The 24,171-nt window shown below is 34.3% G+C and carries 32 protein-coding genes, 2 pseudogenes and 1 riboswitch; of the genes and pseudogenes, 9 read left to right on the forward strand and 25 right to left on the reverse strand.

Going from position 1 to position 24,171, the window contains the following annotated elements; translation table 11 throughout:
- Position 1: 1 nt before the first annotated feature.
- The 4 genes from CW357_RS15335 to cyoE all read right to left on the reverse strand — a co-directional run bounded on the left by CW357_RS15335 (position 2) and on the right by cyoE (position 3,400).
- A complete protein-coding gene (locus CW357_RS15335; RefSeq protein ID WP_124218516.1) occupies positions 2-661 on the reverse strand; it encodes an amino acid ABC transporter permease in 660 nt (219 codons plus the stop codon).
- A gap of 12 nt (positions 662-673) precedes the next feature.
- The gene (locus CW357_RS15340) at positions 674-1,903 is read right to left on the reverse strand and encodes a threonine synthase (RefSeq protein WP_119415191.1); all 1,230 of its coding nucleotides are present in this window, start codon (positions 1,901-1,903) and stop codon (positions 674-676) included.
- A 225-nt stretch (positions 1,904-2,128) separates the two neighbouring features.
- Entirely contained in the window at positions 2,129-2,377 is a 249-nt protein-coding gene (locus CW357_RS15345) for a hypothetical protein (protein ID WP_119415192.1), read from the reverse strand.
- A gap of 75 nt (positions 2,378-2,452) precedes the next feature.
- Positions 2,453-3,400, reverse strand: coding sequence for a heme o synthase (gene cyoE / locus CW357_RS15350; protein WP_119415221.1), 948 nt, complete (start codon positions 3,398-3,400; stop codon positions 2,453-2,455).
- A gap of 298 nt (positions 3,401-3,698) precedes the next feature.
- Between cyoE and proC the strand changes: the two genes are divergently transcribed.
- Positions 3,699-4,493, forward strand: a complete 795-nt coding sequence (gene proC / locus CW357_RS15355; protein ID WP_119415193.1) for a pyrroline-5-carboxylate reductase — start codon at positions 3,699-3,701, stop codon at positions 4,491-4,493.
- 127 nt (positions 4,494-4,620) lie between these two features.
- Here the strand turns inward: proC and CW357_RS15360 are convergent, their stop codons facing one another.
- Positions 4,621-5,118 (reverse strand): hypothetical protein, encoded by a 498-nt coding sequence (locus CW357_RS15360; protein WP_124218517.1) that lies wholly within the window; start codon positions 5,116-5,118, stop codon positions 4,621-4,623.
- 159 nt (positions 5,119-5,277) lie between these two features.
- Here CW357_RS15360 and CW357_RS15365 point away from each other — a divergent pair, with 159 nt between their 5' ends.
- The gene (locus tag CW357_RS15365; RefSeq protein ID WP_124218518.1) at positions 5,278-5,499 is read left to right on the forward strand and encodes a KTSC domain-containing protein; all 222 of its coding nucleotides are present in this window, start codon (positions 5,278-5,280) and stop codon (positions 5,497-5,499) included.
- Positions 5,500-5,734: 235 nt separating this feature from the next.
- On the opposite strand, the gene CW357_RS15370 is transcribed toward CW357_RS15365, so the two are convergent.
- From CW357_RS15370 to CW357_RS18915, 3 genes and pseudogenes are all read right to left on the reverse strand, one after another.
- Positions 5,735-6,154 (reverse strand): hypothetical protein, encoded by a 420-nt coding sequence (locus CW357_RS15370; RefSeq protein WP_124218519.1) that lies wholly within the window; start codon positions 6,152-6,154, stop codon positions 5,735-5,737.
- 156 nt (positions 6,155-6,310) lie between these two features.
- Positions 6,311-7,090 (reverse strand): helix-turn-helix domain-containing protein, encoded by a 780-nt coding sequence (locus CW357_RS15375; RefSeq protein WP_124218520.1) that lies wholly within the window; start codon positions 7,088-7,090, stop codon positions 6,311-6,313.
- Between the two features lie 68 nt (positions 7,091-7,158).
- Positions 7,159-7,748, reverse strand: a pseudogene (locus CW357_RS18915) (LysE family translocator).
- 229 nt (positions 7,749-7,977) lie between these two features.
- Positions 7,978-8,080: riboswitch (SAM riboswitch) on the forward strand.
- 120 nt (positions 8,081-8,200) lie between these two features.
- On the opposite strand from CW357_RS18915, the gene CW357_RS15385 reads away from it, so the two are divergent.
- Both CW357_RS15385 and CW357_RS18360 read left to right on the forward strand, forming a co-directional pair.
- Complete coding sequence (locus CW357_RS15385; protein WP_124218521.1) at positions 8,201-8,560, forward strand: hypothetical protein; 360 nt, start codon at positions 8,201-8,203, stop codon at positions 8,558-8,560.
- Positions 8,561-8,927: 367 nt separating this feature from the next.
- Entirely contained in the window at positions 8,928-9,098 is a 171-nt protein-coding gene (locus CW357_RS18360) for a hypothetical protein (protein ID WP_164489624.1), read from the forward strand.
- 24 nt (positions 9,099-9,122) lie between these two features.
- Here the strand turns inward: CW357_RS18360 and CW357_RS15390 are convergent, their stop codons facing one another.
- The 9 genes from CW357_RS15390 to CW357_RS15420 form a co-directional block, all read right to left on the reverse strand.
- The gene (locus tag CW357_RS15390) at positions 9,123-10,376 is read right to left on the reverse strand and encodes a dicarboxylate/amino acid:cation symporter (RefSeq protein WP_119415199.1); all 1,254 of its coding nucleotides are present in this window, start codon (positions 10,374-10,376) and stop codon (positions 9,123-9,125) included.
- 634 nt (positions 10,377-11,010) lie between these two features.
- Entirely contained in the window at positions 11,011-11,094 is an 84-nt protein-coding gene (locus CW357_RS18920) for a putative holin-like toxin (RefSeq protein WP_367269485.1), read from the reverse strand.
- 182 nt (positions 11,095-11,276) lie between these two features.
- Positions 11,277-11,579, reverse strand: coding sequence for a hypothetical protein (locus CW357_RS15395; protein ID WP_124218522.1), 303 nt, complete (start codon positions 11,577-11,579; stop codon positions 11,277-11,279).
- A 2-nt stretch (positions 11,580-11,581) separates the two neighbouring features.
- Positions 11,582-11,785: a helix-turn-helix transcriptional regulator gene (locus tag CW357_RS15400; protein ID WP_124218523.1), complete on the reverse strand. Its 204-nt coding sequence runs from the start codon at positions 11,783-11,785 to the stop codon at positions 11,582-11,584.
- Positions 11,786-12,325: 540 nt separating this feature from the next.
- Positions 12,326-12,409, reverse strand: a complete 84-nt coding sequence (locus tag CW357_RS18925; RefSeq protein ID WP_367269485.1) for a putative holin-like toxin — start codon at positions 12,407-12,409, stop codon at positions 12,326-12,328.
- Positions 12,410-12,574: 165 nt separating this feature from the next.
- The gene (locus tag CW357_RS15405) at positions 12,575-12,790 is read right to left on the reverse strand and encodes a DUF3784 domain-containing protein (RefSeq protein WP_241155142.1); all 216 of its coding nucleotides are present in this window, start codon (positions 12,788-12,790) and stop codon (positions 12,575-12,577) included.
- A gap of 110 nt (positions 12,791-12,900) precedes the next feature.
- Positions 12,901-13,137 (reverse strand): SdpI family protein, encoded by a 237-nt coding sequence (locus CW357_RS18780; protein WP_371684315.1) that lies wholly within the window; start codon positions 13,135-13,137, stop codon positions 12,901-12,903.
- A gap of 100 nt (positions 13,138-13,237) precedes the next feature.
- Entirely contained in the window at positions 13,238-13,567 is a 330-nt protein-coding gene (locus tag CW357_RS15415; RefSeq protein ID WP_241155140.1) for an alpha/beta fold hydrolase, read from the reverse strand.
- A 284-nt stretch (positions 13,568-13,851) separates the two neighbouring features.
- Complete coding sequence (locus tag CW357_RS15420; RefSeq protein WP_124218525.1) at positions 13,852-15,291, reverse strand: MFS transporter; 1,440 nt, start codon at positions 15,289-15,291, stop codon at positions 13,852-13,854.
- Positions 15,292-15,844: 553 nt separating this feature from the next.
- Between CW357_RS15420 and CW357_RS15425 the strand changes: the two genes are divergently transcribed.
- On the forward strand, positions 15,845-16,030 hold the full coding sequence (locus CW357_RS15425) for a hypothetical protein (protein WP_124218526.1): 186 nt from the start codon (positions 15,845-15,847) through the stop codon (positions 16,028-16,030).
- A gap of 382 nt (positions 16,031-16,412) precedes the next feature.
- On the opposite strand, the gene CW357_RS18930 is transcribed toward CW357_RS15425, so the two are convergent.
- From CW357_RS18930 to CW357_RS15455, 7 genes and pseudogenes are all read right to left on the reverse strand, one after another.
- Positions 16,413-16,496, reverse strand: a complete 84-nt coding sequence (locus CW357_RS18930) for a putative holin-like toxin (protein WP_367269486.1) — start codon at positions 16,494-16,496, stop codon at positions 16,413-16,415.
- A gap of 298 nt (positions 16,497-16,794) precedes the next feature.
- Positions 16,795-16,935, reverse strand: a pseudogene (locus CW357_RS18670) (GNAT family N-acetyltransferase); the annotation flags it as partial.
- A gap of 169 nt (positions 16,936-17,104) precedes the next feature.
- The gene (locus CW357_RS15435) at positions 17,105-18,004 is read right to left on the reverse strand and encodes an ABC transporter ATP-binding protein (RefSeq protein WP_124218527.1); all 900 of its coding nucleotides are present in this window, start codon (positions 18,002-18,004) and stop codon (positions 17,105-17,107) included.
- Positions 18,004-18,681 carry an ABC transporter permease gene (locus CW357_RS15440; RefSeq protein ID WP_119415204.1) on the reverse strand — a complete coding sequence of 226 codons (678 nt, stop codon included), beginning with the start codon at positions 18,679-18,681 and terminating at the stop codon, positions 18,004-18,006. The genes CW357_RS15435 and CW357_RS15440 overlap by 1 nt, the downstream gene beginning before the upstream one ends.
- Before the next feature lie 444 nt (positions 18,682-19,125).
- Complete coding sequence (locus tag CW357_RS15445; RefSeq protein ID WP_119415205.1) at positions 19,126-19,695, reverse strand: dihydrofolate reductase family protein; 570 nt, start codon at positions 19,693-19,695, stop codon at positions 19,126-19,128.
- A gap of 432 nt (positions 19,696-20,127) precedes the next feature.
- Positions 20,128-20,532 carry a type VII toxin-antitoxin system HepT family RNase toxin gene (locus tag CW357_RS15450; protein WP_119415206.1) on the reverse strand — a complete coding sequence of 135 codons (405 nt, stop codon included), beginning with the start codon at positions 20,530-20,532 and terminating at the stop codon, positions 20,128-20,130.
- Positions 20,525-20,932 (reverse strand): type VII toxin-antitoxin system MntA family adenylyltransferase antitoxin, encoded by a 408-nt coding sequence (locus CW357_RS15455; protein WP_119415207.1) that lies wholly within the window; start codon positions 20,930-20,932, stop codon positions 20,525-20,527. Before CW357_RS15455 ends, CW357_RS15450 begins: the two co-directional genes overlap by 8 nt.
- A gap of 436 nt (positions 20,933-21,368) precedes the next feature.
- Here CW357_RS15455 and CW357_RS15460 point away from each other — a divergent pair, with 436 nt between their 5' ends.
- The 3 genes from CW357_RS15460 to CW357_RS15470 all read left to right on the forward strand — a co-directional run bounded on the left by CW357_RS15460 (position 21,369) and on the right by CW357_RS15470 (position 23,251).
- Entirely contained in the window at positions 21,369-22,379 is a 1,011-nt protein-coding gene (locus tag CW357_RS15460; RefSeq protein ID WP_124218528.1) for an NAD(P)/FAD-dependent oxidoreductase, read from the forward strand.
- Positions 22,380-22,402: 23 nt separating this feature from the next.
- Positions 22,403-22,648, forward strand: a complete 246-nt coding sequence (locus tag CW357_RS15465; protein ID WP_369973761.1) for a ferredoxin — start codon at positions 22,403-22,405, stop codon at positions 22,646-22,648.
- A gap of 186 nt (positions 22,649-22,834) precedes the next feature.
- Complete coding sequence (locus tag CW357_RS15470) at positions 22,835-23,251, forward strand: DUF1284 domain-containing protein (protein ID WP_124218529.1); 417 nt, start codon at positions 22,835-22,837, stop codon at positions 23,249-23,251.
- Between the two features lie 92 nt (positions 23,252-23,343).
- Here the strand turns inward: CW357_RS15470 and CW357_RS15475 are convergent, their stop codons facing one another.
- Entirely contained in the window at positions 23,344-23,589 is a 246-nt protein-coding gene (locus CW357_RS15475; RefSeq protein WP_124218530.1) for a hypothetical protein, read from the reverse strand.
- A gap of 242 nt (positions 23,590-23,831) precedes the next feature.
- On the opposite strand from CW357_RS15475, the gene CW357_RS15480 reads away from it, so the two are divergent.
- Positions 23,832-24,062, forward strand: coding sequence for a glutaredoxin family protein (locus tag CW357_RS15480; protein WP_119415212.1), 231 nt, complete (start codon positions 23,832-23,834; stop codon positions 24,060-24,062).
- The last annotated feature ends 109 nt before the right edge of the window (positions 24,063-24,171 follow it).

Here is a 24,171-nt window from a genome sequence, read left to right on the forward strand (position 1 = left end):
TTTATGATTGACATTTCACCCCTGGGCTTTCTAGCCACATTAAGCAAAATGTTACAGGTAGCAAAATAATTAAGTACGCAATAACAAGCATAAACAATGCTTCATTTGTCTTATAATAAATGCCCATTAAATTTTTTGTAATATTTGTTAACTCTAAAATAGCAATCCCACTGAATACGGATGTTTCTTTAATTAAAAAGATACAGTTTGCACCAAATCCAGGAATACTATAAGAAAATGCTTGTGGCATAATAATATAACGAGCAAGTTGCCAATTATTCATACCAAGGGCTTTACCGCTTTCAAGCTGTGTTTTAGATACAGCTTCAATCCCTGATCTAAACACTTCTGTCATATAGCTACCACCTAAAAATGTAAGTCCAATAATGCCGCACATTTCACTACTTAATGTAAGTCCAATTTTCGGTAGACCGAAATATAAGAAAAAAATTTGGATAAGTAGTGGAGTATTTCGCGCAACTTCTAAATAGACGCGGATGATCTTTTGTAAGCCTTTTACCTTAAAGAACAATAATGAACTACAAATCATCCCGACAATAATCGCTAAAATAATACCGATAAAGGATAACTTAACTGTGAGCCAAAAAGCTTTTTTATAAAACGGGAGCACATCAATTACATATTGCCAATCAAATGTCATAAATTCCACCAACTAACGTTTTGACGTTAATAATGAATCGCCAGGTTGTAATGTATTGACGCCTTCAATTTCAACTGTTTCAGGGTATTTGATACCAGCTCCTGTGTTTAAACAAACGACGTGCTCTTCTTGTTTGATCCAGCCTTGTTCACGTAATTTTTTTGCTGCTGCAAATGTAGCTGCCCCTTCAGGACATACAAAATTACCTTCTAAAGATGCAACCTCTTTTTGTGCAGCTAACAATTCTTGCTCAGAAATCGCAATTGCACAACCTTCCGTTTTGTAAAGACTATCTAATACGAGAAAGTCGCCTAATGCTTTTGGCACGTTAATACCGAATGCGCAAGTTGTTGAGTCTTCAAAGAACTTAGATTCTTTTTCACCTTTTTTCCAAGCATCAACGATTGGTGCGCAACCTTCTGCTTGTACAGCTACTAGACGTGGGAATTTATCTTTTTCAATCCATCCAAGTGCTTGCATTTCTAAAATAGCTTTATAAATACCGATAATACCAACACCGCCGCCAGTAGGGTATAAAATAACATCTGGTACTTTCCAGCCGAATTGTTCAACAATTTCATACCCCATCGTTTTTTTACCTTCGATACGATATGGTTCTTTTAAAGTTGAGGCGTCATATACACCTGCATCTTGAACAAGTTGTGCAACCACTTTGCCAGCATCGCTAATTAAGCCATTAATTAAATGTAAATCACCACCAGCGATATGAACTTCTTTACGTGTGATTTGCGGTGCATCTAGTGGCATCACAATCGTCGCTTTAATATTAGCTTTCGCTGCATATAAAGCCCAAGCCGCGCCAGCATTACCATTTGTAGGCATCGCTAATTGTTTTACACCCAGTTCTTTTGCTTTAGAAATACCTACACTAGCGCCACGAGTTTTGAAAGAACCTGTAGGAATAATACCTTCATCTTTAATATATAAGTTATCTAGTTCATAAGTTGAACCTAATTTGTCAAGCTTTTCTAGAGGTGTTAAACCTTCACCAAGAGTGACAACGTCTTTCTCGTTATGTACAGGTAATAATTCATGGTAACGCCATAATGATGCAGAACGTCTTTGAATTTCCTCAGGTGTCACATGTTTTTTTACGTCTTCTAAATTGTAACGTACTAATAATGGCGATCCACATTCACATAATTGCTGAATTTGTTTTTCGTCATACGTTTTGTTGCATTTTGGACATTCTAGATGTGAAATAAAGCTAAATTGTGTCATTTTTATACTCCTTCTTCTATTTTTAATCTTTCTTCCTCATATAAAAAGACTACAGTAAATGACACTAATCCTTTTGCCATTCACTGTAGTCTTTGGTTGTCCAATCGACTAATTATATGATTAAGATAAATAAACTTTAACACAACTATTCCGATTAATCAACTATGTTTTAAAAACAGAAAAGTTTTCGTAACTTTGGTTACTGGCACATATTCTTAAGAAATATTATTTGAAAAGCTGATCAATATTTAAAATCCAATTCGCAAGATAATCACTAATCAGAATGAAAATAGGTAAAAAATAAATCTTCGTCTTATCCATTAATCTACCTGACATTACAATTGAGTAAAGAATACAAACAGTCGATAAAATGATTGTAATAATGCTTATATTATTTTTATCCCATGTAGCCTGCAAGTAGTGGGCAGAAAATATGAAAATAAAAATAAAGATAAAAAGTTTTAAATATTTCATTATGTAGAACTCCTTTTATACATACCAGATCATAAAAAAACTCGACATTCTCCAAAAAGAAAATGTCGAGGTTTTTTAGTGTAATTTTAAAAATAAACCAACGATTGAATAGATAATCACCGTTGAAAATAGAATTGTCATATGAAGCAAAGAATAGACAAATAATAGAGTTGCCCATTTCTTTGGTTCTTTTTTATGGTAACCATAAATATTCATCACAAGCCAAATAATACTTAAAAGTAAAGCAACGAGCATTAACCCTTTACTTAATGTGCCAAGCAATAAACAGCTGGCAGTTAATAGGATTAAATAGATATTCGTTGTAATATAAGTTCGTTTCATCCCTTTGGCTACTGGTAACATCGGAACATTTGCTGCACGATAATCGTCATACTTGCGAATAGAAATGGCATAGAAATGAGGCATTTGCCAGATTAGTGAGATGACAAATAGCCCTAGTATAGCTGGATGCATAATATTCGGATGAATCGCTGCCCAACCGATTAATGGAGGCATTGCTCCAGAGATACTCCCAACTTCGGTGTTGTATACAGTATGACGTTTTGTCCAGATTGTATAAGGAAATACATAAAAGAAAAGTCCAGTAAGCCCAAGCAACGCTGCTAAAGGTGTTGCGATATAAAGAGCTAAAAGCCCAATAATTGTGGAACCAATACCGATTATCCAAACGTATTTGATCTGTATATCACCAGTTACCGTCGGACGTTTTTTCGTTCGATTCATAATAGCATCGATATCTCTGTCGTAAATATTATTAAATGCCCCTGCAGCAGCGATTACTAATGCAGAACCAATAATCGCACAAATAATATCAAGCCATTTATCGAGTGGATTCAACTCATATTTATAAAGTGCTAGCGTTAATCCGGCAATCATTGTAATAAGATTCGATTTTATAATACCTGTTTTGACAGTCATCGCTAAAATTTTTGAGATAGATGGCTTCGATACAGTGACAGCTGTATCTTGTGATGCTTGGTCTCGTTTTGTGTCACTACCCATTATTTCATTTTTCATTCCTTTTCATAGCAAGAGCTCCACTATATTATAACAACTAATTGAGAAAAATTCATAGTTATTGAAATGGATTGCCTATCAGATAAAATTAAAACAATGCTTTAATCATACCAAAACTTTAACATAATATACATATTTAAAATTCCCCTGTCACAATAATGACATGATTTGCTTCCTTTTCTTTGTTTAAAATGTCTCTAGTATAAAATATTACCCAAAACTAGATTTACACTTTATACTTAATATAATTTGAAAAGAGTATTTGATAGGAGTGTCATATAAATTGAAATACGGTTTTATCGGGCTTGGAAACATGGCCACTGCGATTATTAAAGGAATGGTTCAAAGTAAGCGATTTAATGCTTCATATATTTTAGGTTTCAATCGCTCTTCACATAAAACAGAGAAATTAGTCGATGCGTATCAAATTTCAGGATGTTCGACATTAGAAGAAGTGATGAAAGCAGATGTCATTATTCTTGCAGTTCAACCACAAACGTTTGATGAGTTACTGCCAAAAGTAAATGAGTACTTATCTCCAAACCAAGTAGTCATTTCGATTGCTGCTGGAAAATCTATCGACTATTTAGAAACGAATTTACCTAAAGCTACATCTATTATTCGTGTCATGCCAAATATTAATGCAATTGTAGGGGCATCTACAACATGCTTTAGTGCTTCCGAAAATGCAACAAATGCAGATAAAGAAATGGTCACAAACTTATTTAATACAATTGGCTCCATGATTGAATTACCAGAAGAACAGTTTACCGTCTTTTCTGCAATCGCTGGTGCCTCCCCTGCTTTTAGCTATATGTATATCGATTCATTGGCAAGAGCAGCGGTTCGGGCAGGAATGGATAAGAAGCGTGCACTTGAAATCGCTTCAAGCGCTGTATTCGGCAGTGCCAAAATGATTATGGAAAGCAGTGAACATCCTTGGGAACTTGTCGACCAAGTATGCTCACCTGGTGGAACAACAATTGAAGGCGTAACTTCACTTCAAAACGATCAATTTGAAAGCACTATTTTTGACGCTGTAAATGCGGTTATTGAAAAAGATCACACTCTTTCATAATATAGATTTCTTACAATTACTTTAGGTAGACAAGCGTTAACCTGCTTCTACACTTTTTGTTAGGACTTACCCCATCTGATTAAAAGGGCTGCTCTAATTTTTGAGCAGCCTTTTTCATACATACCGATTATTCCTTTAATTCATTCGCAACAATCTTGCATTGTTTCATAAATTCCTTATAATCTACATGATTACTGTTATCTTTTGATAACTTTGCCTTTTTTAATACCTTCTCCAATGCTATGGCTTTCTGTTGATCTTCTTTCTTCCAATTGGCTATTGTGTACTCCGTATTTTGTGGCAGTTTTTGTAGGGCTTTATTTATTTGAAGTAAATTGGACTGTTCATGTTCCGTCAATTTTGAATGTGCAAAATGTGATTTATCTAACACTTTCTCAAGAGAGTTTTGAATAGTAGAAGCTTGGTATGAAATGAGTTCTGGGTCTTTCCAATTATTTTCCTTTTGGTGATTAATCGTAGCTTGTAGTTGGACGAGAGGCGCTTGAATTTCATCTAAGAAATAAGATTCTTGTTGAAAATTATGTTGAACAATTGAATAACAAACAAATCCAAGGGTCAATAAATTCGAAATGATTAAAAAAGTAATAAACTGTTTTATTTTCAACATCATCCCCCCTTCTCTTATTATATTAGATTTCTTTCGTTTAAAATGTGAATTTCAAATTTTTACACTATCTTTATAGTAAGCGCTTTCATTTTTACTTAATATCTGTTATTATTATTTTCACAACAGTTATATTGAAAACTTTGGAGGCGAATTACTATGGAAATGAAAGCGGTTACTTCTTCTAAATTGGCTTCTGTCGGCTATAATTCTAGTGCGATGATTTTAAGAATTGAATTTATCAAAGATGGTGTATTCGAATACTACGGAGTTCCAGAATTGTATTACAAAGGTCTAATGGAAGCCGATTCACCAGGACGTTATTTCAAACAATTTATAAAAGACAAATATCGTTTTGTACGATTGCAAAATCAGTCTTAACGTATGTATAGCTTAAAGCTTCGATGCCTTTATGGTATTGAGGCTTTTCTTTTAACTACAAGTATTACTTTATTCATTAAACGGTTGTAACATGACTTTTCTCATTTATTTTGGCTCTCTTAAATTATTAACATAATTAAAAGAAGTCCTTTTTTGTTAAGTTTCCTTTTCAAATTAAACGGACTAACGCAACCGTCTTGTTTTTATTAATTTTTACTAAATCCCTATGCAATTCTCACTTCAATTCAATCTCATCCGTATGTTCTTTATTCGCATGATCTTCCCATATAATCCGTACATGATAGGAATCTTCTTTTTCTGGTGCGTCTCCTCCATACAATTCGGGATACGAAAAAGGATGGAGTGTGTAGTTTTTTCCATTAATATCTTTAAACTCTTTGAACTCTGTTTGCTCAGCCATTACTTTTCCGTTTTTTATAAGTTCAAGCTTCTTCACTGTCAATTTTTCATCATTTTTTTGATCGACATTTGCTATCCATCCTATAGAACTTCCACCAATCTTTTCTTCTACATATTCGGCTTTCCATACGCTATTTTCCGAACTTCCATCTATTTTATTCTCGTAGAAATTCCAATACGTAATCGCCCCAAGTATTAATGCAACAATAAATGCTAATGTAAAATAGTTTTTCATCCCATCATCCCCTATCTGACAACTGAATCAATACTTATCCGCTTTATTGTACAAAATTCATCCAAATATTATAAAGATATCTAACGTATTACCACCTTTCAAAAATTAAATATAATATCGATAAGCTTCAAGCAGTACCTATTCACTTACTCTACTTCAATGACCATCCCTTGCTTCAGCTGCATATGTTTCTATCATTTCCATCATCACATCATCCAATTTTTTGCTTAATCTGCAATATAAATAACCAAATGGGTTTTTGATGTTGCATTTTTTTGTTTTTTGAATAACTTCTTTAAAAAGAGTGAACCCGATCTCTTCAAGTTTCATTTTTTGAGTTTGCCATACTTCCCATTTTAGTAATGGCTTGAGTTGTTTTTGGATTACGCTTAGAAATCTCTTTGTCGCCTTCGTTTCACCAGTAGTTGCAGCTAGATGATGGAAGATACGATTTCTTAATGATGAATTTAGCATCGGATAGGTATGTTTTACATATAAATGTTTTTGGTTAAGAGAATTAGATGGTTCCTTTTGAAAATTGGTTGCTTCATCCTTACGCTCACATGCATTTTCGGCTTTCTCTTGATGTGACACGCTCGATGTGTCATGCGAAGATAAAATTAAAATGATGTTGGCACCTTTAATGCCATTCATCTTTTTTGTATGTATACGTTGAATAATCTGAAGTTCTTCAAGATGTTTTAAACTTCGAAAAACGGTTCTTATAGATATTCCTAAAGATTCTGCGATTGTTTTTGCTTTTAGATGACATACCCCTGGGTAATCTAGTGCATGCGATGCGACTTTATATAACACAGCTTTTTCTGATTCCGTTAATTCATAAAAATTTTTTCGAATATGACATTCCACATGTTCGTCCATTTCCTGTACGCTTTCAAATATGACATACGTTGCTAAATAGTCAAAACGCGCCATTTACATCTACCTACTTTCTTTCTATTTACTAATTACATAGAAAGTAGGAAGGAAAATCGGACAAAATTTTATTGTAATGAAGAAGTAAGGGAAGCTATACCAAACAACAAAATGATGAGGCCCGAAATTCGATTAATCACAGATAGCATTTTATACTCTATCCGCTCCTTAACTAAACTCACAACAAAACTAAGGAGTAGCCACCAAAAAGCAGAGCCTAAAAAAACTCCTAATACTAGTAGGGACGATGAAATGATGTTACTTTGACTATTTGAAAATCCTAGACCGGCGAATATTCCTATAAACGATAGTATTGTCATCGGATTTGTGATGGTAAGAAAAAAACAGAAATATACGCACTCCAAATTTTTGTTCCTTGTGCTTTTGCTGATTGCACTGAAGCTTTTGACATCATTGTTTTAACGCCTAAATAGCAAAGGAAAATCCCCCCTATTAATTGAAGCCAAAATTGTTGACCTATTAAAAAATTCGTGACAATAGTCAAGCCAAATACGGCAAATATACTATAAAGAGCATCCGCCGTTGCTGCTCCCAATCCTGTAAAAAGCCCAACTACTCTACCATAGGCGATCGTTCTACGAATACATAAAATCCCAATTGGACCAACAGGAGCTGCAATCGAAAAACCAATAAGCATTCCTTTAAGAAAAGTAAAAAAATCTACCACTCTTATTCCCCCTTATATTTTTGCCATTAACCATACATTAATAGATAATAACGAGTGTACACGACAATCAGCACTATTTCTAGCTGAATTTTCAAACTATTGTAAATTTAAAAACCATAGAATACCTGATATCAACAAAAAACCAATAATTATCCTTGTATCCATAAATATAATATGTTACAATAGCACTAATTTAATAAGGTTATCGAGAGTGAACGAGAGTCCTGGCTCATTGACTTCACAGCAACCTGCCAAGCGGTAAGGTGCTTCATCCAGCAAAGCAGTGCTTTGAATGATAACGAACGGGATTTAGCGAACCCCTCTATTGCATTCACAACTGCAGTAGAGGGGTTTATTTTTTTCTCTTCATACCTTATTGAAATAGAGACCATTTTGGCTCATAAAAAAGGAGAGAATCTAAAATGAACAGCAGTAGTCTTATTCGAACACAAATGATTCAACATCTATCAGCAAAGGATTTTTTCAAACATCTTGGAAATTGTGTTCAACAAGAGTTATCCGAAAATGGAGATGTATGTGAAGTAGTAGTCAAAACATTGCCCCATTACTACATGACAGTTAAGTTCCAAAGAAAGACATATCAATTGGCTTTCAAAAAAAGTCAGATAAACCGATTGATGAAGGAAGAAATCTTTGCATTAGACCGAACAATTTGGATGATTTTAGAACAAAAAGGTCTCAAGATTCCAGTAACCTCAGGAAATTATATGAAACATGTATTTCCTCACGGGCACCGTACAGTGATTTGTACATCAAAATAATCTGTAACGTAAACAAAGGAACACCCGCTAAGCTTGGAGTGTTCCCTTGTTTCATTCTGGATTGATTCATTCGCGGAGGACTTAAATTGTCCGGAACGTGGGTTCAATTTCTATTTGCGTGGATTGAACTCCCGATTGCGTGGATTGGATTCCTAAATGCGTGGATTAAACCCTGATTTGCGTGGATTGGATGCTCGATTGCGTGGATTGGATTTCTAATCATTCTTGATAGTTCAAGACTACTTATCGCGGATAGTTTTTTTGAATCTAATGAAATATCTGTCGCGCTTAATAGGAGTATCTCCTTCTTTTCTTTGATGCACTTACGGATGACCTAAATTGTCCGGAACGTGGATTCAATTTTGAATTGCGTGGATTGGATGCTCGATTGCGTGGATTAAACCCTGATCTGCGTGGATTGGATCCCAAAATACGTGGATTCCCCATCGTTTTGCGTGGATTGGCTAATAAAGTAAAGAAACCAAAGAAAAAGTCCTTAACCTATGAAGAGATTAAGGACTTAGTTGTTCTTCATTAATCTGAAATTTTTCGCTACCCCGCCTTATTGTGCTTGAGGTAGTGATTTTTCATTTTCTGTATATTGTTCTTCGCTACCTTTTTCAGTTTGCGAAACGTACATTGCACATACAGCATCTCCTGACACATTTACTGCCGTACGAGCCATATCAAGTATTCGGTCAATACCGATTATTAAAGCAATTCCTTCTACTGGTAATGACACAGCATTTAATACCATTGCTAACATGATTAGACCAGCTCCAGGCACTGCTGCTGTACCAATACTTGCAAGAACTGCGATGATGACAACAATCGCTAATTCTGTGATAGTAAGATTGACTCCATATACTTGTGCTATAAATACAGTTGCAACCCCCTGCATAATGGCTGTTCCATCCATATTTACTGTCGCACCTAGCGGCTGAACGAAACTACTTATAGATTTAGGGACACCTAGTTTAGTTTGAGCTAATTTCATAGAAATCGGCAATGTTGCACCACTACTTGAAGTACTAAACGCAACCGTCATGGCCGGGAAGAAATCCTTCACAAATTGAATTGGATTCTTTTTCGCCAAAAATTTAAGCGCACCACCGTAAACCAAAACAAAGTGAACGATTAATGCGACTAAAACGACAATCATATAAAGTCCCATTGCTTTAATCGCATCAAATCCTTGTTTACCAATCGCAGAAGCGATCAAACCAAATGTACCATATGGTGCAAATTTCATAACTAATGATACTAAATACAGCATAATTTCATTAGCCTCATCAACTACCTTTAAAGCAGACTTTACTCGGTCTCCCAAAAATGCTAAAGCTATCCCTATGAATACCGAGAAGAAAATAATTTGCAACATGTTTGCTTCTACAAATGCTGCTACAGGATTAGTCGGTATAATCCCTAATAACGTATCTGTAACTGCTGGTGCTTCTTGAGATTCATAGCTTAAACCTTCTGTATTAAATGTGCCTACCGTACCCGGTTTTATAATGGAAGCAAGTATAATGGCAATTGTTATAGCAATAGCTGTTGTAGCTAAAAAGAAGGCTATTGATTTCACACCAATTTTACCAAGTTTTTTAGGATCACCAATATTCGCAGTACCTAAAACAATAGAGAAGAAAACGAGTGGAACAACCAGCATTTTGATCAAGCTTATGAAAATCGTTCCGAGAGGTGTCAAGAAGTATTTGTCGATAGATGTAAAAGCGTTGGGCATTGATAAGTTCATCACAAGACCTGCAACTGCCCCCAAAATAAGTGCTATTAAAATGTGCTTCGCTAATTTCATAAATTTCCCCCTTTAACTTAAAAGAATATTCAATAAATTTTGTATCTATTACAATTATATACTATTTTTTTCTGCAAATGGTATAAAATTTTCTATTTTTCATAAAAATCGTGCTATAAGCCGTGCCCTTAAAAATTTAGAATAACTTAAAAGTTGTTTTATAAATAAGCTGTCGACTTTTCTAAATGGAATTGAATTTACTCTGCTAGGAATTAAACTGTCCGGAACGTGGATTCAATATCGATTTGTGTGGATTGGATGCCCGAATGTGTGGATTAAACCTTAACTTACGTGGATTGAAGCACCAACTACGTGGATTAAACTTATTTTTCAATTGATATCCTTTAAATAGAAACGGAAAGAAAAGTCCTTTCCTTAACCTCCGATGAGATAAGGACTTAATTTATGATGTATGTCAGAAATTTTAGTAACTCACAAAGATTCACACCTAACACCTTAGATACTGTAACTTGAAAATACGTCATTCACCACGTATACTAGAATTGTTATAAGCATAAATTAAAAAGACCGCCGATGTTGTCCCATCGAACGGTCAAAACGATAGTTGATTCCTTTAAGGGGATTGGCTCCAAAGGTAGAAATAACCCATCAGAGCGGCTAACTCAAGGATGGGTTATTTTTTATGATTAAATGACAGAATTGCAATGACTAACGTTGCAAACGAGATTGCAAACATTAATGCTTCAAATACTGTCATGACATCACCCCCTTTCTTAGAGGGAGTGAGCTAACCACCCTTGAGTATCAGCTATCTATTACATATTATCAATCATTTGTTCTTATTGGGAGTTTAATAAAAACATAATCTAACTCATGGAATAAAACGATTTAAACAGTCCATTATTTATATCTAATACCAAAACACCTTTTGATCTCAAATTAGAATTTTAAATTATAATACACTGCCGAAAATGCCCATCCAGCCATATGAATTAGTAAAATAATTCCTAGGACAGGTGCAACTGAAAACTGAATTCCAAATAGCATTAATATAAAGAATATATAAATGGATACTAAAGTTATTTTCCAACCATTTGCTAATGATCTAATCGAAATGTTCTTATATCTCTCATCGATACCTCGTTTACGGTTAGAAAGTTTTCTCCCCCACCATAATCCAAAAAGTCCACCTGAAACTCCAATTAATAAACCCAAGATTCCTAATATCTGTTCCAAACTCATATTTAGTTCTCCCCTTTCTCAAATATAAATACTTCTTCGATACTAAGATGAAATAACTTTGCAATTTTATATGCGAGTTCTAATGATGGATTGTAACGACCATTCTCAATAGAAATAATCGTTTGTCTTGAAACACCAAGCAGTTCAGATAGTTGCTCTTGTGTCCAATTAAATGAAGTTCTAAGTTCTTTTATCCGATGTTCCATTTCTCACCACCCCAACGTAAAGGTTCCTTTACATAAAACTTACCATATTTCTATTTTATTGTAAAGTTTCCTTTACTTGAAATGATTATATATAATTTCTCTATACAATTTTCAAGACCGTCGCAAATATATGTGTAGCTAATGTATCTATTTAATACTTTGATTTATTTTAAGAGGACTTAAACTGTCCGGAACGTGGATTCAATTTGGAATTACGTGGATTGGATGCTCGATTGCGTGGATTGGATTCCCGATTGCGTGGATTACTTTTCGATTGCGTGGATTAACCCCAGGAATTCATGGATTGAATATCAAAGAAAAATCCCTTAACCTCTTCTGGAACAAAGATTCACACCTAACACCTCAGATTCTGTAACTTGAAAATACGTCATTCACCACGTATACTAAAATTGTTATAAGCATAAATTAAAAAGACAGCCGATGTTATCCCATCGAACGATCAAAACGATAGTTGATTCCTTTAAGGGGATTGGCTCACACTGATTAAATAACCCATCGGAGCGCTAACTCAAGGATGGGTTATTTTTTATGATTAAATGACAGAATTGCAATGACTAACGTTGCAAACGAGATTGCAAACATTAATGCTTCAAATACTGTCATGGCATCACCCCCGGGCCCACACGATGTGGGTCATGCAGACGTTACCGCAGGACGCGGTGGTGTTAGTCTGCGCTCCTCTTTTTGGGAGTGAGCCAACCACCCTTGAGTATCATCTATCTATTACACATTACCAAACATTCGTTCTTATTAAAAGTTTAATAATTTTCATCGTTTACTTTTCACCCATAATATCACTACTATCACTATAATGATGAGTAAACAATATATTATTCCCATAGTGTTTCCAAACCAGTAAAGGAAATAGGGTAAAAGTATCGTTACTATACCTGATATGATAAGAACAATTCCAGTTCCTTTTGCTAATTTTTCTTTATCCCCTTCAAAAGTTGAGTCATTGTAACCCGCTATTAAAAAAAGCATCTTTTTAAACCATATCAACTACCCTAAAAAGATATAGATTAAACCGACTACTGTGGTTATGATAAGTCCATCAGTATCCATAATCTACCCCTTTAGCTCTTTATAATATATTAGCCTAAAAATTTTTCGTGAGATTCCGAAGATAGTTTTTTCAACCTTTTTTCTACAGAAACAAACAATAGGATTGTTACTAAAATCATTAGAATTAGATTTATTAGGAGAGCATACTCATCCTTTGTAATAATAAAACTTATGATCGCTCCTACAACTAAATAAGCTATGCCATATTTTATTAGTAGCTTTGCACTGTAGGTATTTCCTTCTTTCCAAAGGGTCATGTTATTCATGGACCGTTTTGTTCGATAGCCGTAGATTGGGTTAATATCCTTTGGAGGTTTATAAAGTAATATGAAACCAGAAATAATGAAGATTGCTCCAATAAGAATGCTAATATTCTGCAATGTACTTGCTCGTTGACCCTTCGCTACTTTTATCTAGATTTGCTTCACTTAAAATAATTCTATCTATACGATCACGACATTTAGTAGCTAAAGATATCGCTACTGCTCCACCTAAGCTGTGACCGAAAAGGATAAAGGATTCTAATCCAATCGAAGAAACAAATTCCGCAAGATATTCAGCATGACTATCTACGGTACAAGTGAAATCATTTGGTTTGTCACTATACCCTGCTCCTAAAAGATCTACTAAAATGCAACGATGATTTTTTAAAGCTTCTTGAGTTGCAACTTCAGGATAATCAAATGACCCCCACACCCCAGACCATGGATAAACATTATAGGAATATCATTTCCTGGAAAATCATGATACCGAATAAAAGATTGGGCCTTTTCTATATAATATTCTTTCATGAAAATACTCCCTCCCAGCACAAACATTTTCAATTTTCAAACTATTAAACTTATAATTTAAGCGCTCTTTTCATTTTAACAAGAATTGGCGATTATACCAAACTTAAAATGAAAGGAGCGCTTATCATATTTATATAGCTAAGATTTATAATCTTTAACTATAAATGGGCGATTCTATTTATATGAAAATTACATTGTTTCTTTCGTTTGAGGTAATTCTTCCTGCCACCATAGAGCTTCTTCTGGATCCTGTTTCATGACCTCACGAAGTTCTTTTTTCGTTTCCACCGCAGGGTAAGAACCTTTTAAGGCGCGACCTGAAGTTTGAACGAATAATATACTGAAGACGATTAAGCCAATCACACTTATAGCAGCTAAATAATAGGCTGGTGCTAGTGGATCACCTGTTACGTGTACTAAATAAGATGCGACAAGCGGTGTCGTACCACCAAATATCGAAACAGAAACGTTGAATGTTAATGCTAATGCGCGATAACGAACATCCGAGAAGAACAGACTTGGTAATAGAGATGGAAGTGTACCTTCATAGAAACTTAATAAGAAACCTAGTAAAAATACACCTGCGAAGATAAACCCGATGTGTGCATTTCCCATTAACATAAATGCTGGAATAGATAAGAATGTTAAACCGATTAAGCCAATCTGCACAATACGCTTGTTACCGTGTTTGTCAGAAAGACGACCTGCGATTAATGCTAACGGAATCATTAATGCCATAACAATTAGTAGAATGATTAAACTTGTTGTATTATCTATCCCTAATACTTCTGTTAAGTAAGATGGCATATAAGACAATACCATATAGTTTGTAATATTAAAGAATGCGACAATCACAACACTTAAAAGTAAATCCTTTTTATAATGTTTTAAAATTTCTTTAAATGTAAGTGGTTCTTCATCATTTTCTTCTTGTGCTTGTTCCATTTCTTCAAAAACGGGAGATTCATCTAAATGACGGCGTAAATATAAGCCGACAAGACCAATTGGTGCAGCGATTAGGAACGGAATACGCCATCCCCAAGCAAGCATTTGTGCATCGGATAATGCAAAAGTTAAAATCGTTACTAAACCAGAAGCGGCTATGAAACCTATTAATGTACCAATCTCTAGACCACTTCCTAGTGTACCACGTTTCTTATCAGGAGAAGATTCAGCGATATAAACCATCGCACCTGAATATTCACCACCGGTTGAGAAACCTTGTATCAAACGAGCACCCAATAATAGAATTGGTGCCCAAATTCCAATTTGCTGGTATGTTGGGAGGAAACCGATTAATAAAGTGGAAATTGCCATCAAAATGATCGTAGTACTTAAAACAATTTTTCGACCATGTTTATCACCAATCTTAGCAAAAAATATTCCTCCAAGAGGTCGTACTAAGAAAGCGGCAGCAAATGTACCGAACGTAAAGACTAGTTGCAGCCCGCTGTTATCAACTCCAGCGAAGAATAACTTACTTAAAATAACGGCTAAATATGCATAAAGACCAAAGTCAAACCATTCCATTGCATTACCGATTCCTGTGGCAATGACAGCCTTTCTTGCTTTCTTGGAACTTACTATATTAATATCTTGCGGTTCTATTTCTAAATTATTTTGTTGCATACTCTAAACAGCTCCTTTAATGGTTTGCTATTTTCGAGGACTGCAAAAGATTTAAAAAACATTGTTGGATAATAAAATAGCGGAAAAAAACAACAATTTAATCTTTTAAAAGCCCAAATTATCTTGTTGTCGACATATTGAAAACCTGAGGTTCTTAAAGTGTGGCGTAAAAATTTTTACATACTAAGCATATAGGCTTTAGTTGCATTTTGTCAAATAATCGGTATAAAACAGCAAATTTTCAACATAACTAGAAGACCTATTTTCTCTAAAAATTTTTCAAAATAAAATCACAATTCGCCAATGTAAATTCAAAATTTTGGAAACCTATATTCACCTTGATATAAAGCGGTTTAGAAGCATTATTTTTTTCTCATCTCTCACAAAAATATCATCTCTTTTTAAGAAGAATTTGTTCAAAAATATAACGGTGAAATTTTTATATAAAAAAATTTTTTAAAGTGGCGTTAAAATCAGTGCAGAATTTTGATTTTTTTTAAGATTACTTGATTACACGTCAATTTTTTGCTAATAGTGGGTATTTTTCGCTAATTTGATTCAATCATGGGACTTAAATTGCCCAGAACGTGGATTCAATTTCTTTCTGCGTGGATTGGACTTCCGAATGCGTGGATTGACCCCTTATTTGCGTGGATTAAATCATAAAACACGTGGATTAATCCAAGAAATGCGTGGATTGAATATCAAAGAAAAAATCCTTAACCTTCGAAGAGATTAAGGACTTAAATTCACTTCCTTTTATCGGTATTAACATTTTTCGAAAATAAATCTCATACAAGAAATAATCACCAATATTTTGGAAATAAATAGACCATTTTTAGAAATAAATGCATCTATTTTGGAAATAAACTATCCCAATTCAGAAATAAACTATCCGATTATGGAAATAAATCATTGTTTTAATACATGGGCTCTTACCCCTACTAAGCTGTAACTTGAAAATATGTCATTCACCACGTATACTAAAATTGTTATAAGCATAAATTAAAAAGACCGCCGATGTTATCCCATCGAACGGTCAAAAAGATAGTTGATTCCTTTAAGGGGATTGGCTCCAAATGGTAGAAATGACCCATCTGAGGACCTAACTCAAGGATGGGTTATTTTTTATGATTAAATGACAGAACTGTAATGATTAACGTTGCAAATGCGATTGCCAACATTAATGCTTCAAATACTGTCATGGCTTCACCCCCGGGCCCACACGATGTGGGTCATGCAGACGTTACCGCAGGACGCGGTGGGGTTAGTCTGCGCTCCTTTTTTGGGGAGTGAGCCAACCACCCTTGAGTATCAGCTATCCTAAATACATTATACCAAACTTTTGTTCTTGCAAGAAGTTTAATATGCTACAATTACACGTTCCGTAGTAACTTTTGTTATCAAAACCACTATTTACGCTATCCCTTATTATTTACAAATCTAAGTTCTATATTTCAAAACCTGAGTTTATATGTAAATTACTTTACAACTAAACCCCTTTTAATAACATACATATTCCATTTTTAAAAACTCAAATATGCTACCATTTGTATCCTGCATAAAAGTACCTTTGTCTTTGAAACCGATTTTTCTATATACTTTAATGGCTCTCTGATTAAATGTTGCAACGGATAAGGTTATTTTTTTACCTTATCTATTCTTTCTCACTGCATTTATAATCCGACTTGCAATATAATTCACTGCAAGAAGTATTAAAATTACAAAAATCGGCCCCATTCTATCGTCCATTATCCATGCTAGATAAAAGTAACCAAATATAAACGCGACTGCTACTATTAGAAATTTCCCACTAATGTGCCACCTCATTTTGTAAGAATATATCTTCTAATGTTTTTTCCTGTTGAATAACGCTATAAATATTATAGCCTTTAAGTACCAATTGGCGAATACAGTTTCCAATTTCCTCCTGTTGTTTTACCGAAATACGTAAATTCTGCTTATTAATTTGATGTGGAGGTAAATCAATTGTAGCTAAGTCTTCTTTTTTGAGAGGACGATTTAATGTGATTTCTACTTGGATTTTATTTTGTGCTTCTACTCGTAGTTCTTCCATAGTTCCTATGACACTAATTTGTCCATCCTTTAAAATGGCAATCCGATTACTAAGTATTTCAAGTTCATTTAAATTATGAGATGTGATGAAAATTGTTTTTCCTTGAGCTGCTAATTTATTTACAAGTTCACGCATATGAATTGCTGATTCAGCGTCTAGTCCAGATGTGGGTTCATCCAAAATAATAAATTCAGGATTGTTGATGAGCGCTTGAGCAACTCCTAGCTTTTTTTTCATACCAAATGAAAAGTTTTTCACTTTTTTTCCTTTGTCCTTTAAAAGCCCTACTAATGCAAGTTTTTCATCGATCTCTTTTTGTTGAATTTTGAGTTTCTGTACTTTTGCAAAGAATTTTAAATGCTGATTAGCACTCCAATCCGCGTAAAAGTTGTCTACATCTGGGAAAACACCGATTTTACCCTTTACTTTATCTAGGGAGCCCCCAAGAATTTGGAAACCTCCATTTGTTTGATGAATAACACCTGTTAAAATATTAATTAGTGTACTTTTCCCTGCCCCATTTCTTCCAAGAAAGCCGAAAATTTCTCCTTGATCAATAGAGAAAGAAACGCCTTTTAATACATCTATTTTCCCAAATGATTTTGTTATATTTTTAACTTCTAAGACTTTATTCATTAATAATCACCTCGTTTAAAATACCAGATACTAACAGATATAAATAGGAGGACTATTATAAGTGGAATAAGCACAAGGCCATTTTCTTTTATTTGATATTGATATGGAAGTAATAGTTTAAACGGTTTCAACCAAATTTTTTCTGAGAACATGCTCCAAATGCCAACAACAGGTGCGATAAAGCTAACAGCTAGACCAAGTAACATTGACATACTTGTTGTTTTTGACAATGTAGAAATTAGTAAGCAAAGCCCTATTGCAAAAACAAGAAAGCTATATAACTGTAAGAATGTAAACCAAAGAAAGTCTTTTGCAAAAAAGGATACAATAGTGATCGAAATCCCTAGTGAAAATAACCAAAAAGCTGCAACGCCTAAAAATTTACCAACTATAATACTTGTACGTGAAGTTTTGGTTATAAGAAATCGAATTGTTTTTGTGGAAGTTTCACGACTTATTAAATCATGGGATAGCATCAGAACAAATAGAAAACCAAATAATAAAATAAGAATTCTTGTGACAGACACATAATTATTTGTATCCGTACCAATGCTCACAACGTTTTTTGAAACGAAGGAGCTCATAAAATATGAGGATAGTACAAATAGTGCGATAATAAATAAAGATTTAAAACTTTTCATCATCTCAACAAATTCCTTTGTAGCAATGGCAAGCATTATTTAACCTCCAGAATTAATTTTTACATAGTAGATTTTTTCATGTTGCTTTATACAGTTTATCATTTCCTTTAATTGAAATAAATTACTTTTATGTTGATGTTATTTTTATTTCTGAAAAATAGTATGTTTATATATCAATCTGATTGAGAAAAATTATTTTGTTGACGCAAAGCTTTCTAGTAATACCTGACGCCAAGACATGCATAAAACCACGTATAAACAATCTCCCAATAGAAAAGGCACAAACACTGATATAACAGCGTTTATGCCTTTTTACTATGTCCCCAAACTAGGAACGTTATTTGTATTTATTTTGTATACATTATTAGTTCTTATTGAACAAAATCCTCCATTATTTGAAGAAGAAAAATTAATTTTACAATAAATGCACCCATTTTGCAGTAGTAATGGAGATTATAGTATAGTATTCCAAAATGATATTTAAATTCCGTTTGAATAGTAGATTAGTTGAACAACGCCAGAGGAAAAAGTCCTTGTATTCATCAAATTTAGATTCAATCTTTGTTTTATATCAACAAATAACGGTCTTCCTTCTCCTAATACTACAGGGTGAACAGATAATCTAAACTCATCAACGAGTCCTAAATTAATAAAAGTCGTAATGAGACTTGCCCCACCGTATAGCCATATGTCTTTACCAGGATTATTCTTTAATTTATTTACTTCCTCGGTAATATTTTTATTTACAAATGTTACTTTACTGTCAGTCCCTTTTTGCGTTTTAGAAAACACATATTTTTCCTTGCTGTGAACCAATTCCCACATTTCTTTTTCATCATCAGGAGCCTCAGCTGTTGGAATATATTGTCCCCATAAATCGTAACTTTTTCTTCCATACAAAATTGTATCAATTTGATTTAGGAAATTAGTAAACTCCATTTCAGGGTCCATAATGCACCAATCAACTTCACCGTTTTTCCCTTCAATAAATCCGTCTAAGGAAACAGCTAAATCTAAAATTATTTTTCTTGTTCCTACTTCATTGGACATTATTTCCACTCCTTCTAGTTGTTTAAGAATCCGGCCCGTTTGAGGAACAACTTAATACATTATATTATAATTTTAAATGACTTTATTATTACGAAACATTCTTAATATATAGCATCAGTTACCAAAGCGACGTTTGGGAACAATTATGCTTAAAAACTTATATAGACTTCACACAAATCGATTCGTCCACCTAAATAGCAATGAACGAGATCCACAACTTGATTGACCTGCTTATATAAAGCCATAACATCGTTTTTTACGAGATGGTCCTCGCGAAACCCTTTTTCACGATTTTAAGCATTTTTTAAAGCATCTGACGTCCCTCAACGGCAATTCCTCGCTTTTGAAACTCCAACATAGCCATATCCTCGCGCATAAGTATGACGAAACGCATGAGAACCACCTACATTATGCCTTGTATATGGAGATAGCTTATTCAAATGCTAATATTGTCTTTGTAAACTTCGTAAAATCAGCAAGGTGTTTTTCAATTATTGATTGCAGAATATTAAGCTCAATGGATTGATAGTCATGAACTGCAATATTACGAAAACCTACCATATTTTTAAGCGATTTTGCAAGACTTGCTTCGATTAAATTGGCATCTTGTAGTAATTGAAATGCCTCACGACTTGTTTTGGGTAAGCCTAACTTACGCTCACTTACCAAGTGCATCGCAAGATCAATACTAGCTTCGCATGCTCTTTGGATATTGAGAATGATACTATCCTGTTTTGTAAAATCAGCTAAATTTTCAGGGTTCTGATCATAAACCTCTTTAATTCTTTTAATACATCTTTCAATTGTTGTCACCTTATTTAGAATAACTTCATTCACCGAATACACTTCCTCGATTCTTAATATTTTCTAAAATTTCCGCCCGTTGTTCATTGAGTGTTGCATACATCGAATATACTTTCATACGTTGCTTAATAAATTCACTTTCATTTTGGCAACTTAGTAAAATACCTGTTGAAAAAATCTGAGCAGCAAATATCGTATCAACTTCATTTAAATCCACTAAATCTACATCGCGTCCACATAAGTCCGCAAGTTCACCTGAAAGTAAAAAGCGTTCATAATCTGTTAACTTCCCTGAAGAATAGTAGGCCAGGTCTAAGTCGCTATCCTCTCGTTCACGGTTTTGTGCAAAAGAGCCAAATAGTAAGATGAAATCAGGCTTTAAAACTTCTGCTAATTTTTGAACCAATGTTTCTTGTATTTCATTTGGTAGCACCAATAGCACCTCAATTTCCCATTCAATTTAATCCTATTCTATCGTAAAAAGCGATGCGATTGTAGTTATAGCTACCATACAACTGCATCGTTTTGACGGGACTTAAATTGTATGAAACGTGGATTCAATTTGAAATTGCGTGGATTAAACCTCGATTTGCGTGGATTGGACTCCCAAATGCGTGGATTGAATCCAAATTTACGTGGATTAAACCTCGATCTGCGTGGATTGGACTCCCATTTGCGTGGATTAACCTCTGATCTGCGTGGATTCGACTCTCGATACCTAGCATTTTAAAATTTCATGTTAATTTCATTTTCCCCTTATACAATAACTTATGAAGCAAGCGAGGGAGCCATTTTAATAGGTTACTTCAATAGATGATAGTCTAGCTAGATTTGAAATAAATTAGGTACTTGCGAGGAGAGTGCGTGGAATGTCACAAAATGACCAAGTCTTTGACATTACAATTATTGGCGGAGGACCGGTTGGAATGTTTGCTGCTTTTTATGCTGGTATGAGGCAACTATCGGTGAAAATCATAGAAAATCTTCCACAGTTAGGTGGGCAATTATCTGCTTTATATCCTGAAAAGTATATTTATGATATTGCAGGTTTTCCAAAAATCCGTGCTCAAGAGCTGATCAATAATTTAAACGAGCAAATGAGACAGTTTAATCCTACCATATGTCTTGAACAATCTGTTGAACAGGTTGAAAAGCGACCCGACGGTATATTTAAACTAACGACAAATACTGATATTCATTACTCAAAAACCATTCTGATCACAGCCGGTAATGGCGCATTCCAACCAAAGAAATTACAACTTGATGGCATTGAAAACTATGAAGGTCGTAATATTCATTATTTTATAAATGATCTAAACAAGTTCGCAGGAAAACGGGTGGTCGTATTCGGCGGAGGTGATTCAGCTGTTGATTGGGCTTTAATGCTAGAGCCAATTGCTGAACATGTCACATTAGTGCACCGAAGAGATACATTTCGTGCTCACGAACAGAGTGTCGAAAACTTGAAAAAATCTACCATTGAAGTCATGACACCATTTGTCCCAACTGAATTTATCGGAAAACATCAAATAGAACAAGTAGTACTTCAACAAACAAAAGGAACCGAAAGAGAAACCTTGGACGTTGACGCTGTCATTGTCAATTATGGATTTGCTACTTCACTCGGTTCCATCAAAAATTGGGGACTAGCAATCGACAATCATTCAATTGTTGTAAACAGTAAATTAGAAACAAATATAGAGGGTATTTATGCTGCTGGAGACATTTGCACATATGACGGCAAAGTTAACTTGATCGCAACTGGATTTGGAGAAGCACCTATCGCCATTAGTAGCGCGAAAGTATATATCGATCCAACAGCTGATATGCAAGCTCTTCACAGTACAACCATTATGAAAGAAAAAAATACCAAAGCTTAAATAAACCTTAGGAGGAAAAAATAATGAAATATACAATTGTCAATAAAGAAACTTGCATTGCTTGTGGCGCATGTAATGATATAGCACCAGATATATTTAATCATGATCGAAAAGGTCATTCTCATGTAATACTAGATGACAACCAAGGAACTGCTGCGGTTCCAGAAGATTTTTACGATGATTTAGAAGATGCATGGGATGAATGCCCTAGCGGTTCCATTAAAGTTGCAGATAAACCTTTTGATGGAGATGCAGAAAAGTTTGATTAAGCTTTTAATAGTATTTTAAATAGAGCAACAGCTACAGTGACGGCATACCATTGTAGCTGTTTTTATTTTACACTCTGAGATATTAGTATCTCCTCCCCTTTTATTCTTTATGTTATGATAACATTGAGTTAACCATTTATTAAATAAGGTTGACTCTTTTATGCCGATTCAAATAGGGGGAGAATTATGTATAGATTAAGAGGACATCATATTTTTTGTCTTCTAGGTTATCGAGGAATGGGATATTCCAAAAAATATGTTGAAAATATGACTCGTTTACATCATACCTTGAGAAAGCATCCAGAAACATTGGTACAGCTTGTTAATGGACCTGATCAATTATGCGAAAATTATCCAAACTCAGGTGAATATCACTGTCAAGATGATCACATCTATCAAATGGATGCCTCATTTTTAGAGAAAATCGGCTTAAAAATCGGGCAGACTTTAAAATGGGCAGACATTGAATCTCATATCCAAAACCATGTTATTCCCTCAGACATTCAATCCGTCTGCAAAACTTGTTCATGGCGTTCTTACGGTTTTTGTGAAGATGGTATTCAACTAATACTTGATGGAAAAGGTTTAAAGGAAATTAAATAACCCCATCACTATAATGTAGAGAAACCATCCTTTTGCTAGCCTCGGATGGTTTCTTTGTACTTCCCTATTAATAAAGATGAACCTCTTTTGAGCTATTCTTCCTGTATAAAAATCACCTTATCATATCCACATTTACGACAGACCATTAAATGAGGGCAAATCTGATCTTTAGCTGTATTTGGATAGCCGTCATCCATTTTCGCAATCTCTTCATCCTTATAATGATTATAAGGGTCCATAAAATCAGCTACTTTCCCTGCATTATCTAACAAAGCATTACATTTAGGACACTTTATTTCCACTACTTTTAATGAGTTACATAAAGGACAAATAGCCATAATCACCGCTCCTTTAATTTACTTTTCCTCCTAATCATAATTTCCTATTTATTGTTAAACTAAACGGTTCAAGGATTACATCACATGCTTATATCGATTTTAAAAATTTTTCAAATCTAATATTTCTTTTCCAATGAATAATATTTCTACATTTCACTCAGATTACTTAATAGTTGACTTACATATGCAATCGTCTTAGTATACCTATAGGGGTATATTTTATATTGAAAGGATGAATGAAAATGAACGATATTACAGTATACACAACAAATACTTGCCCATACTGCTCAATGCTTAAAAATTATTTAAAAAATGCAGGCCTTCCATTTAAAGAAGTGAATGTTCAGCAAGATCAAAATGCTGCAACTAAACTTATAGAAACAACTGGGCAACTTGGCGTTCCACAAACCAACATTAACGGTCACTGGGTAATAGGTTTTGACCCAGAATCCATTAACTTATATGCAAAATAAGAGAGCCACTGCGCTCTCTTATTTTTTTGTTCCATCCATCCGCTGCGTTGATCATGCTGGAGAAAGGACTTAATTTGCTGAGAGAGCGAATACAATTTGTTTTGGAGCG

Origin of the sequence: Rummeliibacillus sp. TYF005 (genome assembly GCF_003844195.1) — a bacterium.
In the GTDB taxonomy this organism is placed as follows: Bacteria; Bacillota; Bacilli; order Bacillales_A; family Planococcaceae; genus Rummeliibacillus.

Excerpts from the sequence above, each read along its gene's own strand:
- cyoE (WP_119415221.1), bottom strand. The coding sequence starts at position 3,400 with ATGGGTAGTGACACAAAACGAGACCAAGCATCACAAGATACAGCTGTC.
- CW357_RS15370 (WP_124218519.1), bottom strand. The coding sequence starts at position 6,154 with ATGAAAAACTATTTTACATTAGCATTTATTGTTGCATTAATACTTGGG.
- CW357_RS15385 (WP_124218521.1), top strand. The coding sequence starts at position 8,201 with ATGAACAGCAGTAGTCTTATTCGAACACAAATGATTCAACATCTATCA.
- CW357_RS15480 (WP_119415212.1), top strand. The coding sequence starts at position 23,832 with ATGAACGATATTACAGTATACACAACAAATACTTGCCCATACTGCTCA.
- CW357_RS15440 (WP_119415204.1), bottom strand. The coding sequence starts at position 18,681 with ATGCTTGCCATTGCTACAAAGGAATTTGTTGAGATGATGAAAAGTTTT.
- CW357_RS15375 (WP_124218520.1), bottom strand. The coding sequence starts at position 7,090 with ATGGCGCGTTTTGACTATTTAGCAACGTATGTCATATTTGAAAGCGTA.
- CW357_RS15390 (WP_119415199.1), bottom strand. The coding sequence starts at position 10,376 with ATGAAATTAGCGAAGCACATTTTAATAGCACTTATTTTGGGGGCAGTT.
- CW357_RS18930 (WP_367269486.1), bottom strand. The coding sequence starts at position 16,496 with ATGACAGTATTTGAAGCATTAATGTTGGCAATCGCATTTGCAACGTTA.
- CW357_RS18925 (WP_367269485.1), bottom strand. The coding sequence starts at position 12,409 with ATGACAGTATTTGAAGCATTAATGTTTGCAATCTCGTTTGCAACGTTA.
- CW357_RS15420 (WP_124218525.1), bottom strand. The coding sequence starts at position 15,291 with ATGCAACAAAATAATTTAGAAATAGAACCGCAAGATATTAATATAGTA.
- CW357_RS15405 (WP_241155142.1), bottom strand. The coding sequence starts at position 12,790 with ATGCTTTTTTTAATAGCGGGTTACAATGACTCAACTTTTGAAGGGGAT.
- CW357_RS15340 (WP_119415191.1), bottom strand. The coding sequence starts at position 1,903 with ATGACACAATTTAGCTTTATTTCACATCTAGAATGTCCAAAATGCAAC.
- CW357_RS18920 (WP_367269485.1), bottom strand. The coding sequence starts at position 11,094 with ATGACAGTATTTGAAGCATTAATGTTTGCAATCTCGTTTGCAACGTTA.
- CW357_RS15465 (WP_369973761.1), top strand. The coding sequence starts at position 22,403 with ATGAAATATACAATTGTCAATAAAGAAACTTGCATTGCTTGTGGCGCA.
- CW357_RS15470 (WP_124218529.1), top strand. The coding sequence starts at position 22,835 with ATGTATAGATTAAGAGGACATCATATTTTTTGTCTTCTAGGTTATCGA.
- CW357_RS15445 (WP_119415205.1), bottom strand. The coding sequence starts at position 19,695 with ATGTCCAATGAAGTAGGAACAAGAAAAATAATTTTAGATTTAGCTGTT.
- CW357_RS15475 (WP_124218530.1), bottom strand. The coding sequence starts at position 23,589 with ATGGCTATTTGTCCTTTATGTAACTCATTAAAAGTAGTGGAAATAAAG.
- CW357_RS15395 (WP_124218522.1), bottom strand. The coding sequence starts at position 11,579 with ATGAGTTTGGAACAGATATTAGGAATCTTGGGTTTATTAATTGGAGTT.
- CW357_RS15365 (WP_124218518.1), top strand. The coding sequence starts at position 5,278 with ATGGAAATGAAAGCGGTTACTTCTTCTAAATTGGCTTCTGTCGGCTAT.
- CW357_RS15335 (WP_124218516.1), bottom strand. The coding sequence starts at position 661 with ATGACATTTGATTGGCAATATGTAATTGATGTGCTCCCGTTTTATAAA.
- CW357_RS15460 (WP_124218528.1), top strand. The coding sequence starts at position 21,369 with ATGTCACAAAATGACCAAGTCTTTGACATTACAATTATTGGCGGAGGA.
- CW357_RS18780 (WP_371684315.1), bottom strand. The coding sequence starts at position 13,137 with ATGAATAACATGACCCTTTGGAAAGAAGGAAATACCTACAGTGCAAAG.
- CW357_RS15345 (WP_119415192.1), bottom strand. The coding sequence starts at position 2,377 with ATGAAATATTTAAAACTTTTTATCTTTATTTTTATTTTCATATTTTCT.
- CW357_RS15400 (WP_124218523.1), bottom strand. The coding sequence starts at position 11,785 with ATGGAACATCGGATAAAAGAACTTAGAACTTCATTTAATTGGACACAA.
- CW357_RS15435 (WP_124218527.1), bottom strand. The coding sequence starts at position 18,004 with ATGAATAAAGTCTTAGAAGTTAAAAATATAACAAAATCATTTGGGAAA.